This window comes from Schlesneria sp., assembly GCF_036405755.1.
Classification (GTDB): domain Bacteria; phylum Planctomycetota; class Planctomycetia; order Planctomycetales; family Planctomycetaceae; genus Schlesneria; species Schlesneria sphaerica.
On sequence record NZ_DASWWZ010000214.1, the window covers coordinates 1 to 15206 of the forward strand.

A 15206-nucleotide genomic window follows, 5' to 3' on the forward strand; every position below is an offset into this window, starting at 1 on the left:
AATAAACTCACCATCCCGACCGTCCAAGGAAATCCCTCCCATTCGACCGCCCTCCATTGCGATCTCGGTGCCGAATCCATCCAATCCTCGATTGGACTACAGCAGGAAAGAATAACACAGACTCAGACATCCCTCAGCAAACAAACCTCACCGCATGCTCGACCGCAAAACGGGATTGCACCCGAACGGAATGAGATCCTGCCTCAGCCACCGCTCGAACCCCGATAGATCCGGGACCTAGAAAGAGTGGTCCCACTGGTCGCCGGCCCCTTTGATCCGGATGGGCGAAAACTGAAATTGAACCCGTCCCAGCACCTCAGCAGGCCTGTCAAAGTATTCCTGCAAAAGCTTTTCGAGCGTAGGATTGACTTCACCTTCTGAACGTGGCTGAAAGTGAGACAGGATCAGTAACTGGTAGGCTCCCGCCTCAACCTCCACGCGAAATTCCCCCCGCTCGTCCGTGGTCGCCGCGGTTCCTCCCAGCGCCTTGATCGCCGCATCTGCAACCCCTTGATCGGCCGGACTGTCGGCGGGCCGAAACCCGACGGAAGAGAGTTTGACGGTCCCCACCCGTTCAGCCGGAAAGAGAATCAGCCGCGCTCCCCGATCCGGCTGACTGCCTCCTTCGGCGGTCTTATACAGAATGCGTCCGGTCAACTCGCTCTCAGGAAGCGGGTCCGTCTGCGATGTCACAACTCCCCTTGAAGTTGGCCAGCCAACTTCAAGGATTCTCACGAACCGCTCCGTCAACATTCCCGCCACGAATAGCGCGGCACAGATCAGCACCGACCTTAGCGGTGCGGCATTCGGCCGCGACGTGAGTGGCAATGTCCGGTGTTCGTCCGAAGACAGGTCGGGCTGTCCCGTAGAGGCACCAGCCTGAGCTGACAGGACCGCCAGTTCTTCCAGTAGCCCTCGTTCACTGGCGACGTCCACTGCCGAGCCGGGCGAAAGTGACGCATTGACGGGAGGAGCAATCACGACCGGCGTCGGAGGGAGTGGAACTTCGATGGGAATCGGTTCGGGCAGCGGCTGAGGAATCTGATGCTCGGCAGAGCCATCATCCAGTGGATCCGCTGAGGCCGAGCGTACCGGAACAACCTGCTCGGCAGGAAGGTCTACCAATCTCGCCAACTCGTCGAGTGCCCGTGCCAGATGAGCATCTTCCTGATCGAGGACAGGCGCCTCGACCGGGGCAACGGTCCCCTCCGCCACGGGAACGCGGATGGACTGGCCGCACGTCGGACAGTCGACGAGCCCCCCTGCCTGGGCTCGAGAGATTCCCAGAAACTGATGACAGTAGTTACAGCGGAATTTGATCGGCACGGTGACTCACTATCGCAAGAGGCCTGCGTGCCTCATCACGGGGCGCCCACGGACTTCAACCGCAATTGGCGGCCTTCTCACAAGACCGCTGGCAGATCATCAGAAGTCGAAAGAACCACAAGCCGTCTTCGGTGATCTCACGATTTAGGAGGCAGAGGAACACGGTACTCTGATCTCTGTCCGTCTTCAATCCGCACAGGAAGCAGCCGCTTGGGAACAAGTGGTCTTCCGGCACATCGCACAGCGCCGTCTTCCATTGTGCCACTGTTTCTACGAATTCTGACTGAAGAGGAAGAACTGACTTCCTAGTTCACATCTGCGTGACAGGCAAAGGGGTCTGCCACACGCCTTCCCGAGGGCGATGCCCGGCCCGAGACACCAGGGCGTGTCGACGCAACAGGATCAGCCAGTGGTACAGAGCTCGGCAAATCGTCACGTCCCTGCGATCAGCCGCTCAATCGGTCGTCCCGAGCAAAGCTTCATGGGACGCCCAATGGGAGTAATGACTTCCTTTTCATAATCGACACCCAGACGTCCAAGAATCGTCGCGTAAAGGTCTGCAACTTCAATCGGGTCTTCTGGACGCGTTTCATCGCCATGGGGGTCAGTTGCTCCGATCAGCCCTCCCTTGCGGAGTCCTCCCCCGCCGACCAGACACGAAAATCCACTCGGCCAGTGGTCTCGTCCGCCCAGCGGGTTGATCGTCGGAGTCCGACCAAACTCGCCGGTCACGAGTACAATCGTCGACTGGAGCAGATCCCGCTCGACAAGGTCCTTCAGCAAAGTCGCAAGTGCGGGATCGAGAGTCCGGGCCCGAGCCGCCTGTACCTCGTGATTATTCGCATGAGAATCGAACCCTGACAGTGAAACTTCGATCGACCGAACACCGACTTCCAGCAGTCGACGTGCAACCAGACAGCCACGTCCGAACGGGGAATCGCCGTAGGCAGCGCGCAGTTCCGCCGGTTCAGACTCGATGGAAAAGGCTTTGAGCTGTTCTGAGGTCATCATGCGCAGCGCCGCATCAACGGTGTGCTGGTGCAGCGTCTGCTCGGCCTTCGCCCTGCGACCTCGCTCGAAGGATTTTGAAATCAGTTCGAGATTGGCCAGTCGCCGCCCCTGACGTTCCTGACTGACGAGCGGCTTGATATTCTGGCCCGTTTCGCCAGGGTTGAAGACACGGTAAGCGTCGAACCTGTCTCCGAGGAAACCACCGCGCGGAGGAAATTCGGCCGCACCGAGGGCCACGAACTGCGGAATCTCAACCCCATCACTGGGCCGTTCATGGATGGCGATCGAGCCGATACTCGGATGGACGAGCGTCGGTTCCGGTCGATATCCCGTGTGAAGCATGTACGACGCCCGCTCGTGGTCACCTTCTTTGGAGACGAGCGACCGGATCAACGACACGTGGTGTAATTGTTCCGCCACCTGCGGATACAGATTCGCGATCTCGACACCCGGAATGGTCGTCGGTATGGCGGTGACATCCCCGCCGATTCGCGTCCCCGGGTGAGGATCCCATGTCTCCAGTTGACTTGGCCCACCCCCCAGCCAGATCGTGAGAAAGGATTTCGCCCGCTCATCCCCGCGCTGGTCCGCCGCACGCAAATCCAATCCGGGCACGGCGAACGACAGCCCGCAGGCGGATGCCATCAGCCGCAAAAAGTGCCGTCGAGAAGGTTGGTCAGACATTCGAAATGATCCTGTTCCTTCCCTCGTGTCAGAGGTCCGGATGTGGGTAAAAGGATTAGCCGTGAAAGCAGACAGCTCGGACGAACAAAGTGCCCATTCCGACCGGTCGATTCGCCGAAGCCACACAGACCTGCCTCAGTGCCCCCAGCAGAACTCAGGCGAATTGAACAGTGTCCAGAAGAGATCCTCTACGACATAGGCGCGGTCGTCACCTTTGGTTCCTTCCAGTTGCGGGATCAATGTGGCCCGTTCTTCGGCCGTGGGATGACGCGTTAAGCAAATCAGAAAACAGTTATCCAAACAGGATTCGTCATTGGGGGCCATGCCCGCAATCCGACCTGCGGCACTAAAGATCGTGCTCTTGGACCACTCCGCCGCAAACTCACTATTCATGCGCAGCAGCGCCTGAGGAATCGTTCCCGCTCGCTCGGTCAGTTCTTCATCACCAAGATCACCATACTCTTTAACGAAATCGAGTTCTTTGAAGAACCGAATGGCACGCATCGTCCAGTGTGAGTTGTGGTCCAGCGTCTTGATGGACGAGGCCTGCAGCATTGCACCAATCACCTGTTCGGGACGTAACCGACTGATCGGAAACGCTCCCCAGACATGCTCGATGAGTTCGACATTTTCCCCTGTTTCAAACGAAGGGTGTTGCGAGGAAAGTCGAAACGGACGCGATGCAGCGATGACAGTAATCAGACGTTTCAAGTCGCAGCCGTGGACACGGAAGTCGGCCCCCAGCACGTCGAGCAAATCTGTCGGGACAGGATGCTCATCACCGGGATCAGGCAGATCATCGACTGGCTGAATCCACGGCTTGCCAAACATTAGCCCCCAGACGCGGTTCACAATCGCGCGGTCGAATCGACGATTCGCTGGATGAGTCACCCAGGCGGCGAGCCGTGCTCGCGTCGTCCCCTCTGATGGCATCCACTCTTCGTGATAGGGGACAGCGGGTACCACGTCCCTGTCGTTTAATGTGACTCGATCCTGCAAGCGATAGGGTGCCACCGTTTTGTCGACCTGATTATCCTCGACGCCCACAGGCGAGATATTCAGCTCACCATAGCACGCTGCGAGACCTTCAAACTGCGACTGCTTCCAGTTGGCAAACGGATGGTTGTGACACTCAGCACAGTCGATTCGCTGCCCCAGGAAAGCACGCGCCGTTCGTCCAGCCAGTTTGTTGTGGTCGACGACACCTTCATTCACGACCGCCGCCACGAAGTTGACTTCCGGCTTGTCCGTCCAGAGACCTCGTTCCGAGATCATGGCCCGCACAATCTCGTCGTAGGGGCGATTCGCATGCAGTTGATCGCTCATCCATGCCCAGAAGCGGTCTCGACGAAAGACAAGCACCTGCCCCTCTTCCGCCCCCACCAGAAACCGCGAGAACCTTCGCGTGAAATAGTTTGCGAAGCGTCGGTCGGCCAGCATTTCCGCCGTCCATCGCGCAATCCGGTCACTCCCATAATCGGTCTCAAATCGCCGGATTTCCTCGAGTGACGGGGCCGTTCCGTGCAGCACCAGCGACAGTCGTCGAAAGAGAGCCAACTCGTCCGCCGGCAGCGCGGGTTCAATCTTCGCTTCACGCCATTGATCCGCGAAGAGCTGGTCGACTTGCGCCACGATGGAACTGATATCCGACGTCACCGCCGCAGGCATCGTGGGCCGTGCCGGAATACTCGAACTTCTGGCAGCCGAGACAACAAGCACAACAAGGCCGGCGACCACCATCAGCGGCGCCAGCGTCGGTCCCCAGTTTGAGCGAACGTTCGTCACGATATTCGTCTCACGTTAGGCGTCTGTGTCTGGCTTTAGCCGGTCATCTCGATCAGTCGAACTCGTCGCGCAACGAGATCCCATCATCACCAGTTCAACAAGATGAGTTCCTGACAGACGCTTTGTGGTTGGTCCCAGACCTCGTCGTCCTTTCTGAAATACCTTTGGCCCCATCGGAAAGTTTCACGCCCCCCATGCAACCGTTCCCATTCTAACAGGGTAGAATCTGTCGCCCGCAGAAAAACCTTGAGGATGTCGTTGTGCATGAATCCGCACCCCACGTACTGGAACAGGTCGGTGCTCCACTCGAGGAGTTCACGAGCGACACCGCTGAGCACACGACCGTACCGAGCGAATTGGCTCCGGCACCCGCTGATCCATCCCCTGACTTTCATCATTTGCGGCCCTTCCCTCATCCCCTGAGACACCCGCTGAAAGCGGCGTATTGGGTCTGGGAACTCGGATTCGGCCTGGTCAGCCTCGTTCTGTTCCTGGCCGCTCTGGCGGCGATTCCGATCGTGAATTTTCTGGCGCTGGGATATCTGCTCGACGCCGAAGGGCGTGTCGCGAGAACGGGTAAGCTCCGGAACGCGTTCCCCTTGCTCCCCTTAGCGCCGAAACTCGGCTCCATCGCGGCGGGCCTCGGGTTCTGGTGGTGGGCGGTTCGCTTTGTCGGGGATGCCGCAAGTGATGCCAGGCTGATCGCCCCCGCTTCACCGGTCGCTGCCGCCTGGCAGATCGGTCTGGTCGCCTTCTCTGCGTTTGTGTCAGTTCATCTGACACTGGCAATCGCTCGTGGTGGGCGTTTGTCGCTCTTCTTCTGGCCTACCCCCCTGAACGGACTGTGGCTCTGGAAACGGTGGCGGCAGGGTGATTATCTTCGCCTGGCCGGAAATACGGTGTACGAATTCATCGCAGCTCTGGGGCTACGGTATCACTTCTGGCTGGGGGCAAGAGGCTTCGCTCTGGCATTCGCATGGCTGGCCGTTCCCACAGCACTCTTTGCATCGCTGCGTGACACATCCAAGCCCGGACAAGTGATCCTCATGCTATTGGGAGGTCTCATCCTGCTCGTCGTGCTGAGCTGGGTACCGTTTCTGCAAGCGCGCTTTGCAGCAGAAAACCGCTCACGTGCCATGTTCGAACTGCGTGCAATTCGCGAACTTTACCGCCATGCACCACTCGTCATGTTTCTCTCGCTCGTGATGCTCTACGCTCTTTCCCTGCCGCTGTATCTCTTCAAGATCGCCGCACTTCCCCAGGATGTTTACTGGTTGCTGACGCCCATCTTCATCGCGACAATTTATCCGGCGAAGATCCTGATCGGCTGGGCCTACGCTCGAGCGACACAAGTCCAGCAACGTGCCTGGCTCGTTCTGCGATGGAGCCTGTCACTATTGCTCATCCCTCTGCTGGGATTCTACGTCTTCGTTCTCTTCTTTACCCCCGCCATCGGAGCCGCGGGCCGAGCCGTACTCTTCCAACATCACGGCATCCTGCTCCCCTGGCCCTTCTAGCCGTATCCATTTCACTCACCGGCGAGTTCTCCCATCTCGTCTGACCACCACATCGACACTTGCGGACATTCGTGTGCAATATCCGCGATTGCTCTGCAACGCTTGTCCTGCGTTACAGACCACGGGACGAGCAGGTGGCCAAATCTAAAATTGTGAAGAGAAGAATGGTTCGAGACGATTAGGGATGAGACCCCGGCCCCCTTGAGTGTCATGCTCCAGTTCACGCAGGCGGCGGTGGTTGAAGCAAAGCTGACCATGGTCCGGCCTGTCGGCAGGCCGCTTCTCCCTCTGTCCAGCCACGTCGGGGTCAAGTGATATGATCGGCCAGTTGCCGTTCCCGGTTCTCATTCCGGTGGAGCGAACTCCAGAAACGGTGATTCATCAAACGGTGTTTCGATCTTCATCTGTGACAGCATGAGAGCGGCATCTTGGTCGGGGAAGTCCGTAGTGATCCGCAACTGAATCCTTCCCGCCTTTTCGTTCGATGCCACCTTCGCTCGAAGTGCCGCCACCGCCTGCACGATCATCGAATAGACCACCAGCATATCGGTGAATGGCAGATCGGTCAGGTTCGTCCCGAATCCGACCGCAAAGTACTGATGACGCAGTTCCGACAGCGGGAGACCTGCGATCGGTTCCGTCGCCCGGATCGTGCAATCCAGGACAGTTGTCTCCTGCCAGTTCGACAAAATTTCCTGCTGAATACGAATGCATCGATTCATTCGTGACTGACTAAATGACTCGCGCATCGTCCGCCTTCCTCTGGCCAGGTTGAAAGCCCCCTACGTGGGAATAACACGCTGCGGGAATTTATTCAATCCCCGTGCAAACCGGCAAATTGTGCCGCTTCCATCACCTTCCACGACGCCGATTTGTCGGAAATTCAGCACTCGCGGACCTCAATCACGCGTTCAATCGAGGAGTTTTTCAACTTTGGATGATCTTGACACTGTGGGAGGCCACTCTTACATTCCGCAGCCGACTTGTCTCGGGGAAATTGTCAAAACGACAATCGTGAGACATCCTGGTCCAGATTCATCGATGAATCTGATCCGCTCCCAAATGGATTTGTACGGGGCAAATAATGCGAGTCGTGATTCTCGCCGGAGGTATGGGGACTCGTCTTCAAGAGGAAACGACGACCCGTCCAAAACCGATGGTCGAAATTGGTGGTAAACCAATTCTCTGGCACATCATGAAGCACTACGCCCACTTTGGGTGCAATGACTTCTATCTTGCCCTGGGTTATATGGGCGACTTCATCAAGAACTACTTTCTTGATCGCTATAATCTCGCGGGAAACCTCTCGATCGACTTCATGAAAAGTTCCGTCAAACGGTCCGAAGTCGAAGTTGACCGCTGGTGCGTGAATCTGATCGATACCGGCATCCAGACAATGACCGGCGGACGACTTCTTCGTTTACGTCGCTGGCTGGCGGACGACACCTTCATGATGACTTACGGCGACGGGGTCTGTAACGTCGACATCAACGAACTTCTCGCCTTTCATCGCCGCATGGGAAAAATCGCCACTGTGACCGCGGTTCGCCCCCCCGCTCGGTTTGGCGGACTGACCATCGAAGATGGTGTCGTCAACTGCTTCACCGAGAAATCGGTCAAAGGGGAAGGCTGGATCAACGGTGGCTTTCTGGTATTTGAACCGGCCATTTTCGACTACCTGGCGAACGACGCAGAAAGCCTGGAAATCGACGCGCTCAATCGCGTAGCGGCGGACGGGCAACTGGCGGCGTTCGAGCACGAAGGTTTCTGGCAGTGCATGGATACGTTGCGAGACAAGCACTACCTCGAGCAACTCTGGCAAAGCGGTAATCCGCCGTGGAATACCTGGGATCAGGCAGCCCCGCCTCCCGTGATCAAACTACACCCGAAAGCGGCGTGATCGGACAATCTCATGATTCATAGCGTCAACCGTTTTGACAAATCATTCTGGCGAGATCGACGCGTCTTCGTGACGGGTGCGACAGGACTCGTCGGCGGCTGGCTGATTCGGCGGTTGCTGGAAGCCGAGGCGGATGTCGTCTGTCTGGTCCGTGACTGGACTCCGCATTCCGAGCTCTATCAAAGTCGCATGATCGATCGCGTGACCGTCGTCAGCGGCGATCTGTGCGACCAGTCGCTGATCGAACGGGCTCTCGGAGAATTTGAAATCAGCACGGTGATCCATCTGGCTGCCCAGACGATCGTCGGAATCGCGAACCGCAATCCCGTCTCGACATTCGAGGCCAACATTGGTGGGACCTGGAAGCTGCTGGAAGCCTGCCGCCGCTCACCCCGGGTGAACCAGATTATCGTCGCCTCTTCAGACAAGGCCTACGGTGAAGCCAGGACACTTCCCTATACGGAAGAGACCCCGCTTGAAGGACGCCACCCCTACGATGTCAGCAAGTCCTGCAGCGATCTGATCGCTCAGTCGTATGCTGTCACCTACGGGCTGCCGGTGATCATCACGCGCTGTGGCAATTTCTATGGCGGCGGCGACCTGAACTGGAATCGCATTATCCCCGGAACGATCCGGTCGGTCTTCCGCAATCAACGTCCCGTCATCCGCTCCGACGGTTCGTTCGTTCGCGACTATTTCTATGTCGAAGACGGTGCTGCCGCATACATGTTTCTCGCCGAGCAACTCGCACGTCGCCCGGAACTGGCGGGATCGGCATTCAACCTGTCGACCGAGATTCAACTGTCGGTGCTGGAAATTGTTCAGATGGTCCTGCAGCAGATGGGATCCGACCTGGAACCTGAGGTGCTGGGCGAAGCCTGTCACGAGATTCCTCATCAATACCTGAGTGCCCGCAAAGCGCGAGAACTCTTGAATTGGCAACCTTTGTTCACATTGGAGGAAGGCCTCCGCAGGACAATCGAATGGTACACGAATTATCTGCAGCCAACGGCAAAGCCCACCACACCGACGCGGAGTGTCGAATCTGTGGCCAGATCGGCCTGAACTCGATCCTCTCCCTCGGTCACACGCCGCTGGCCAACGCACTGCTGCGGGAAGACCAACTGAATCAGGCCGAGTCCTGCTGGCCACTCGAACTGGCCTGGTGCCCCGATTGCTCTCTCGCGCAAATCACCGAGACCGTTCCGCCGGAAATTCTGTTTCGGGAATATGCTTACTTCTCGTCGTTCTCCGACACCATGGTCGCGCACGCGCGGACCATTGCTGACCGGATTCGAACAGAGCGAAAGCTCGGTCCCCAGAGTCTGGCCGTCGAAATCGCCAGCAACGACGGGTATCTCCTGCAGTGGTATCACAAAGCGGGAGTCCCGGTCCTGGGCATTGAACCCGCACAGAACATCGCCAGGGTCGCCCAGGCCGAGCGTGGGGTCCGGACCATCAGCGAATTCTTCGGGCGCCAGATCGCCGAAGACCTTGTCCGATCCGGGCACAGGGCCGATGTCATTCATGCGAACAACGTGCTGGCTCACGTCGCCGATCTGAACGGTGTCGTCGCCGGGTTTGCCACCCTGCTGAAACCGGACGGCGTCGTTGTCGTTGAAGCTCCGTATCTGAAAGATCTGATCGACCACGTCGAATTCGACACGATCTATCATGAACATCTCTGTTACTTCTCGCTCACAGCGTTAGCGCGGCTGTTCCAGCAGCATGGCCTGACGATCGTGAATGTCGAACGTCTGGCCATTCACGGCGGGTCGTTGCGAATCTTCGCCGCTCACTCTGCCTCCGCGCAGGTACAGCCGTCCGTGACCAAACTGCTCCAGGAAGAAGCGGCCTGGGTCCGAAACAACGACATCTACGGTCAATTCGGGGCTCGCGTCGAGTCTCTGCGTCAGAGCCTGACGGGGCTGCTGACAGATCTGAAGTCGCAGGGGAAAAGCATCGCCGTATATGGGGCATCGGCAAAGGGAAGCACCCTGCTGAATTACTTTGGAATCGGCGCGGATGTCCTCGATTACGTGGTGGACAGAAGCACGATCAAACAGGGACTTTACACCCCCGGGACGCGACTGAAGATCTGTGACCCCGCGCGGCTTGTCGAAGATCAACCAGACTATTGCCTGCTGCTGACGTGGAACTTCGCAGACGAAATCCTGAAGCAGCAATCAGCCTATCGTCAGCAGGGGGGTAAGTTCATCATCCCGATTCCTGAGGTACGGGTCGCTTGAAGTGCGTGTCACGCTTGAGCCAGGTGGCACCCCGGGAAGGTCGGACAGTGCCCCGCCCCCTTCCCTCTGCTCTAAAACAGGAAAGCCACAAGAACAGCCCCAGAACGTCCGTCAGTTTTGATTCGTACCGCGGGATTGCTCAAAGAGATTATGAAATTCCAGGAAACATTGATCCAGGGTGCCTACGTGATCGAGCCTGAACGGCTCGAGGACGAACGGGGATTCTTCGCCCGTACCTGGTGTCAGCAGGAACTGGAACAGCAGGGTCTGGAGACCGGCATCTCGCAGTGCAACCTGTCGTTTAACCATCGCAGCGGCACACTCAGAGGAATGCACTATCAGGCCGCCCCGCATGGTGAAACGAAGATCGTCCGCTGTACGAGGGGGGCCATCTTCGATGTGATCGTCGATCTGCGTCCCGATTCCCCCAGCTACCTCCGCTGGTTCGGCATCGAGTTGACCGCCGAGAATCGACTCATGCTATATATTCCGCCGTCCATCGCTCACGGATTTCTGACGCGCGCCGATTCCACAGAAGTCTTCTATCAGATGTCGGTTCCATTTCATCCGGCGAGCGCTCGTGGCGTTCGCTGGGATGATCCCGCGCTCGGGATCGAGTGGCCGCAATTGCCCGCCGTGATCTCCGAACGAGATCGTTTGTACCCCGATTTTGATGTGCCATCCGTTTCGTAGCTTCTTTTGAGGTCGATCCGCAATGAAACGGGTTCTGGTTACCGCTGGCAGTGGCTTCGTAGGTCGCCACTGTCTTCCAGCTTTGAGTCAGCGAGGCTACGAGATTCACGTCATCTCGACCCGGCCTGCGTCAGTCTCCCTGGGAGATTTGCATCAGGTTGATCTCATGGACCCGGTGAGTGTCAAGGGCCTGATTCGCGAGGTACAACCAACGCACCTGTTGCATCTCGCCTGGATCACAGAACCCAGACGCTATCTGACGGCCCACGAGAACTTCGATTGGCTGATCGCCAGCCAGTCGCTGCTGCGGGCGTTTCATGACCACGGCGGCCAGCGAGTCGTCATGTCCGGCAGTTGCGCCGAGTATGACTGGAAGGACGGAGTCTGTCGGGAAGAGACGACGCCGCTCACCCCTGCTTCGTTCTACGGTCAATGCAAGCATCTGCTGCAGATGTCGCTGGCGAGTTACGCGCGACAGACAGGTCTGAGCTGGGGTTGGGGACGACTGTTCTTCCTGTATGGCCCTTACGGTCACACATCCCGCATCCCCGGTGTGGTGATTGACGCGCTGCTGCGAAATCAGCCCGCCCGCTGCTCCCACGGACTGCAGCAGCGTGACTTCCTTCATATCGCCGACGCCGCAGACGCACTCGTCACACTGCTGGAGAGTGACGTACAGGGTCCAATCAACATCGGCTCGGGCGAGCCCGTTGCGATTCGCGAGATCGTGCTCCAGCTTGCCGACCGGATGGGCCGCCGGGATTTGATTCAACTGGGTGCGATCGAGTCGGCGCCGGGCGACCCTCCGCTGGTCGTCGCTGACGTGAACCGTCTTTGCAATACCCTTGGCTGGAAACCCGCCCACAGTCTGGCAACAGGACTGGACGCGACACTGGAATGGTACAGAGGAGAATCCCATGACATTGCCTGCTGAGAATTGTCCGGTCTGTGATTCCCCGTCGACCAGTTTATTTCTGGATCGTCCCTCGGTCCCGGTCCACCAGAACCTGCTGATGGCCAGCCCCGAAGAGGCTTCACAGATCAAACGTGGCCGCCTCGCTATGCATGTCTGCTCCACATGCGGTTTCGTTTTCAACCGTGCCTTCGACGACCGGTTGATGAGCTACAACCAGAACTACGAAAACACACAAGTCCATTCCCCCGCATTCAATGAATACGTCGATCAGCTTGTGGGCACAGTCCTGCGTGATTCCGGCATGCGCGGTGCCACGATTGTCGAGGTGGGCTGCGGAAAAGGGGATTTCATCAAGCGTCTGTTGCGAACGGATCCCCGTGCCCGCGGGTACGGTTTCGATCCCAGCTATCTGGGCCCCGATGTCGTTCTTGACGGACGATTGAAGTTCGAGAAGCGGTTCTACGATGCCAGCAGCGCTGACCTCAAAGCCGATATCGTCATCTGTCGACACGTGATCGAACACATTACCCGACCGAATGAAATCGTTCGCGCGGTGCGCAGTGCCGTCGAGTCCAACCCCGAAGCGCATGTGTTTTTCGAAACTCCCTCCGTCGACTGGATTCTGGAGAACGAAGTGACATGGGATTTCTTCTATGAACATTGCTCTCTCTTCACCGCGGCATCGCTTTCGACTCTGTTCACACGAAATCGCTTTCACGTGGAATCGGTGCGTCACGTCTTTGGTGAGCAGTACCTGTGGCTGCACGCGCGGCCCGCGGCAGTCACCCCACAAGTGACGCTGCAGCCGGGAACGACTCCGGAAAACGCCCGCAGGTTCAAGGACGTCGAAGCAAGACGCAACCGAGTCTGGCGGGAACTCATTCAGGCCGAGTCCGCAAGAGGCCCGCTGGTCGTCTGGGGGGCGGGCGCTAAAGCCGTCACGTTCGCGAATCTGGTGGACCCCGACCATCGCTGGATCGAGGCGATCGTCGATGTGAACCCCAGCAAGCAGGGGAAGTACCTCGCGGGGAGTCAGCACCCGATTATCGCCCCGGACAGCCTGTCGGAACTGCAACCCGCCTGTGTGCTCGTCCTGAACCCCAATTATCGAGACGAAATCTCGCAACGTCTGTCGAGCCTGGGCCTGTCGACGGAAATCATCGACTTGATGCACGATGGCGTTCTGTCCGAGTCGGGCCAGCTCGAGGCTCCGACAATCTGAGCCGCGCTGCAAGTGCACTCTCGCACCGCTGTGTCCCGCCGGGGACGAGCATTAAGGACCCATTGATGTCGAATCCACTGATCTCGATCGGAATGCCCGTCTACAACGGAGGCGAATTCCTTCCTCGCGCCCTTGATGCCCTCCTTGCTCAGACGCATACCAATTTTGAGCTGATCATCTCGGACAACGCGTCCACGGATGAAGCGACCAGACGTGTGACTGAAGAATACGCCTGTAGCGATTCCCGCATTCGACTGACACGGCAGCCGGTCAACATCGGCGCTGTCGCCAACTTTATCTGGGTTACGCAGCAGGCCCGAGGAGCCTACTTCATGTGGGCGGCTCACGACGACTGCTGGTCCCCCATTTACCTGGAAGTCCTCGCTCGCAAGCTCGACGAATGCCCCGCGGCCGTGCTGGCAACGCCCCTCTGCCAGGTCGAAACGACGCTGCGGGATGGTAGTACGCAGCAGGAGCGAATCCCCGCTGCTCCAAATCAGAATCCAGACAAGACACTTCAGGTCTATACAGAACACTTCAAAGCCTGTCTGTGGCTCTACGGTCTTTACCGAACGAACTGGATCCAGCAAACGGCACCCGAGTGGAAGCAGTATCCCATGCTCTCAGGAGATGTGATCTGGCTATGGGGCGTCCTGCTGACCAATCGGGTTGTGGGTGACGAAGCGGCGATCTTCTATTACACGTCAGACCACCGTGCACGTCGCCGGCTGACCTATCGACAGACCATGCAGATGTGGGGCATCGATGCCTGCCACATGACGCGACTCAGTTGGCAACGACTTCCTCCCGGCCAGCGCGTGGCTGGTGTCTTGAAAGCCTGGAAGTACGTCTATCTCCATCATCTTCGCCGCAAGAACATTGTTCAGACCGCAATTCGGATTGCCAAAATTTCGCTCCTGTGGTGCTGGATCGGACTCGAAACGGGAATCCGCCAGGTCCTGGGAATGGGTGCCCAGACGATTCGCTGCCGAGCCCTGACCGAGCCCTCGAAAGAGACCGTCCCCATGAATACTTCACGCGACAACGAAGTGAAGCAGGAGTCACTGAATGCCGCCTGAAGCCCTACGCGACACGCCCCACCCCGTCCGGGGACAGTCGGGGACCATTTCAATCGCCCTGTGTACGTATAACGGCGAGCGATACCTGCCCGCCCAACTGGACAGCTACCTTTCTCAGTCGCGACTTCCCGACGAACTGGTTGTCGGTGATGATGGATCGACCGACTCAACAGCCCGACTGATCGAGGACTTCGCACGCGTCGCGCCGTTCCCCGTTCGGTTCTTCCAGAATCCACAGCGACTGGGTGTCGGAACAAACTTTGACCAGACCCTGCAGCGCTGTTCGGGTGAATTCATTGCGCTATCCGATCAGGACGATGAATGGAGACCAGACAAACTGGCGCGCCTAGCGGCATTGCTGGGGCAGCACCCGCAGGCAGGCTACGCGTGCTCCGATGCAGAGATGATCGGCAATGATGGCCAGCCGCAGCATCATCGGCTTTGGGAACAGTACCGCTGCACGCCGCACGAGTTTCTGCAGCAGGGCGACTCCAGCGCCCGCCACCTGCTGCTCCAATCCGACCGGATTCTCGGTGCGACGATGCTCTTGAGGGCCAACTGCATCCGCGCGCTGTCACCCATTCCTCAATCCTGGGTCCATGACCACTGGCTGTCCGTCATGTGTGAACTGATGGGCTATCATGGCGTTGCTTCACCCGAACTGTTGACCCGCTATCGTCTGCATCCCGGCCAGACATGCGGAGTGCGTCGGCCGGTCGGACGCTATCGCCAGAAGCGGCTCAGTTTTTCACGTCGGTGCGAACAGCGACTTCGACGGCGTGAACGCCTGTCGGACCTCCGCCTGTTTCTGGAAGAGCGGCTGA

At 58.2% G+C, this 15206-nt stretch carries 14 protein-coding genes; 10 read left to right on the top strand and 4 right to left on the bottom strand.

All coding sequences use genetic code 11. From position 1 onward, the window contains the following. The coding region (locus tag VGE80_RS07310) for a hypothetical protein (protein WP_440592178.1) at positions 1-228 on the top strand (228 nt) is incomplete at its 5' end. Positions 229-237: 9 nt separating this feature from the next. Here the strand turns inward: VGE80_RS07310 and VGE80_RS07315 are convergent. The 3 genes from VGE80_RS07315 to VGE80_RS07325 form a co-directional block, all read right to left on the bottom strand. Then, a complete protein-coding gene (locus VGE80_RS07315) occupies positions 238-1326 on the bottom strand; it encodes a hypothetical protein (protein WP_440592179.1) in 1089 nt (362 codons plus the stop codon). Between the two features lie 432 nt (positions 1327-1758). Further along, positions 1759-3021 (bottom strand): DUF1501 domain-containing protein, encoded by a 1263-nt coding sequence (locus VGE80_RS07320; protein ID WP_440592180.1) that lies wholly within the window; start codon positions 3019-3021, stop codon positions 1759-1761. Positions 3022-3156: 135 nt separating this feature from the next. Continuing rightward, positions 3157-4806, bottom strand: a complete 1650-nt coding sequence (locus tag VGE80_RS07325; RefSeq protein WP_440592181.1) for a DUF1549 domain-containing protein — start codon at positions 4804-4806, stop codon at positions 3157-3159. A 260-nt stretch (positions 4807-5066) separates the two neighbouring features. Between VGE80_RS07325 and VGE80_RS07330 the strand changes: the two genes are divergently transcribed. Next, positions 5067-6323: a hypothetical protein gene (locus VGE80_RS07330; RefSeq protein WP_440592182.1), complete on the top strand. Its 1257-nt coding sequence runs from the start codon at positions 5067-5069 to the stop codon at positions 6321-6323. Positions 6324-6667: 344 nt separating this feature from the next. Here VGE80_RS07330 and VGE80_RS07335 read toward each other — a convergent pair whose 3' ends face one another. Continuing rightward, positions 6668-7072: a hypothetical protein gene (locus VGE80_RS07335; protein ID WP_440592183.1), complete on the bottom strand. Its 405-nt coding sequence runs from the start codon at positions 7070-7072 to the stop codon at positions 6668-6670. A 335-nt stretch (positions 7073-7407) separates the two neighbouring features. Here VGE80_RS07335 and rfbF point away from each other — a divergent pair, with 335 nt between their 5' ends. The 8 genes from rfbF to VGE80_RS07375 all read left to right on the top strand — a co-directional run. After that, entirely contained in the window at positions 7408-8223 is an 816-nt protein-coding gene (gene rfbF / locus VGE80_RS07340) for a glucose-1-phosphate cytidylyltransferase (RefSeq protein ID WP_373653630.1), read from the top strand. 12 nt (positions 8224-8235) lie between these two features. Next, positions 8236-9288: a GDP-mannose 4,6-dehydratase gene (locus tag VGE80_RS07345; RefSeq protein ID WP_373653631.1), complete on the top strand. Its 1053-nt coding sequence runs from the start codon at positions 8236-8238 to the stop codon at positions 9286-9288. Further along, positions 9207-10472 (top strand): class I SAM-dependent methyltransferase, encoded by a 1266-nt coding sequence (locus VGE80_RS07350; RefSeq protein WP_373653632.1) that lies wholly within the window; start codon positions 9207-9209, stop codon positions 10470-10472. The genes VGE80_RS07345 and VGE80_RS07350 overlap by 82 nt, the downstream gene beginning before the upstream one ends. A gap of 150 nt (positions 10473-10622) precedes the next feature. Beyond that, on the top strand, positions 10623-11165 hold the full coding sequence (rfbC, locus tag VGE80_RS07355; RefSeq protein ID WP_373653633.1) for a dTDP-4-dehydrorhamnose 3,5-epimerase: 543 nt from the start codon (positions 10623-10625) through the stop codon (positions 11163-11165). A gap of 22 nt (positions 11166-11187) precedes the next feature. Next, positions 11188-12099, top strand: coding sequence for an NAD-dependent epimerase/dehydratase family protein (locus VGE80_RS07360; RefSeq protein ID WP_440592184.1), 912 nt, complete (start codon positions 11188-11190; stop codon positions 12097-12099). Continuing rightward, positions 12083-13303, top strand: a complete 1221-nt coding sequence (locus tag VGE80_RS07365; RefSeq protein ID WP_373653635.1) for a class I SAM-dependent methyltransferase — start codon at positions 12083-12085, stop codon at positions 13301-13303. The genes VGE80_RS07360 and VGE80_RS07365 overlap by 17 nt, the downstream gene beginning before the upstream one ends. A gap of 65 nt (positions 13304-13368) precedes the next feature. Continuing rightward, the gene (locus VGE80_RS07370) at positions 13369-14382 is read left to right on the top strand and encodes a glycosyltransferase family 2 protein (RefSeq protein ID WP_373653636.1); all 1014 of its coding nucleotides are present in this window, start codon (positions 13369-13371) and stop codon (positions 14380-14382) included. After that, positions 14372-15206 (top strand): glycosyltransferase (locus tag VGE80_RS07375; RefSeq protein WP_440592185.1); only part of this gene is annotated, 835 nt, incomplete at its 3' end. The genes VGE80_RS07370 and VGE80_RS07375, both read left to right, overlap by 11 nt.

Coding starts and splice junctions, on each gene's coding strand:
- VGE80_RS07320 (WP_440592180.1), bottom strand. CDS start 3,021: ATGTCTGACCAACCTTCTCGACGGCACTTTTTGCGGCTGATGGCATCC.
- VGE80_RS07335 (WP_440592183.1), bottom strand. CDS start 7,072: ATGCGCGAGTCATTTAGTCAGTCACGAATGAATCGATGCATTCGTATT.
- rfbF (WP_373653630.1), top strand. CDS start 7,408: ATGCGAGTCGTGATTCTCGCCGGAGGTATGGGGACTCGTCTTCAAGAG.
- VGE80_RS07345 (WP_373653631.1), top strand. CDS start 8,236: ATGATTCATAGCGTCAACCGTTTTGACAAATCATTCTGGCGAGATCGA.
- VGE80_RS07350 (WP_373653632.1), top strand. CDS start 9,207: ATGGTACACGAATTATCTGCAGCCAACGGCAAAGCCCACCACACCGAC.
- rfbC (WP_373653633.1), top strand. CDS start 10,623: ATGAAATTCCAGGAAACATTGATCCAGGGTGCCTACGTGATCGAGCCT.
- VGE80_RS07360 (WP_440592184.1), top strand. CDS start 11,188: ATGAAACGGGTTCTGGTTACCGCTGGCAGTGGCTTCGTAGGTCGCCAC.
- VGE80_RS07365 (WP_373653635.1), top strand. CDS start 12,083: ATGACATTGCCTGCTGAGAATTGTCCGGTCTGTGATTCCCCGTCGACC.
- VGE80_RS07370 (WP_373653636.1), top strand. CDS start 13,369: ATGTCGAATCCACTGATCTCGATCGGAATGCCCGTCTACAACGGAGGC.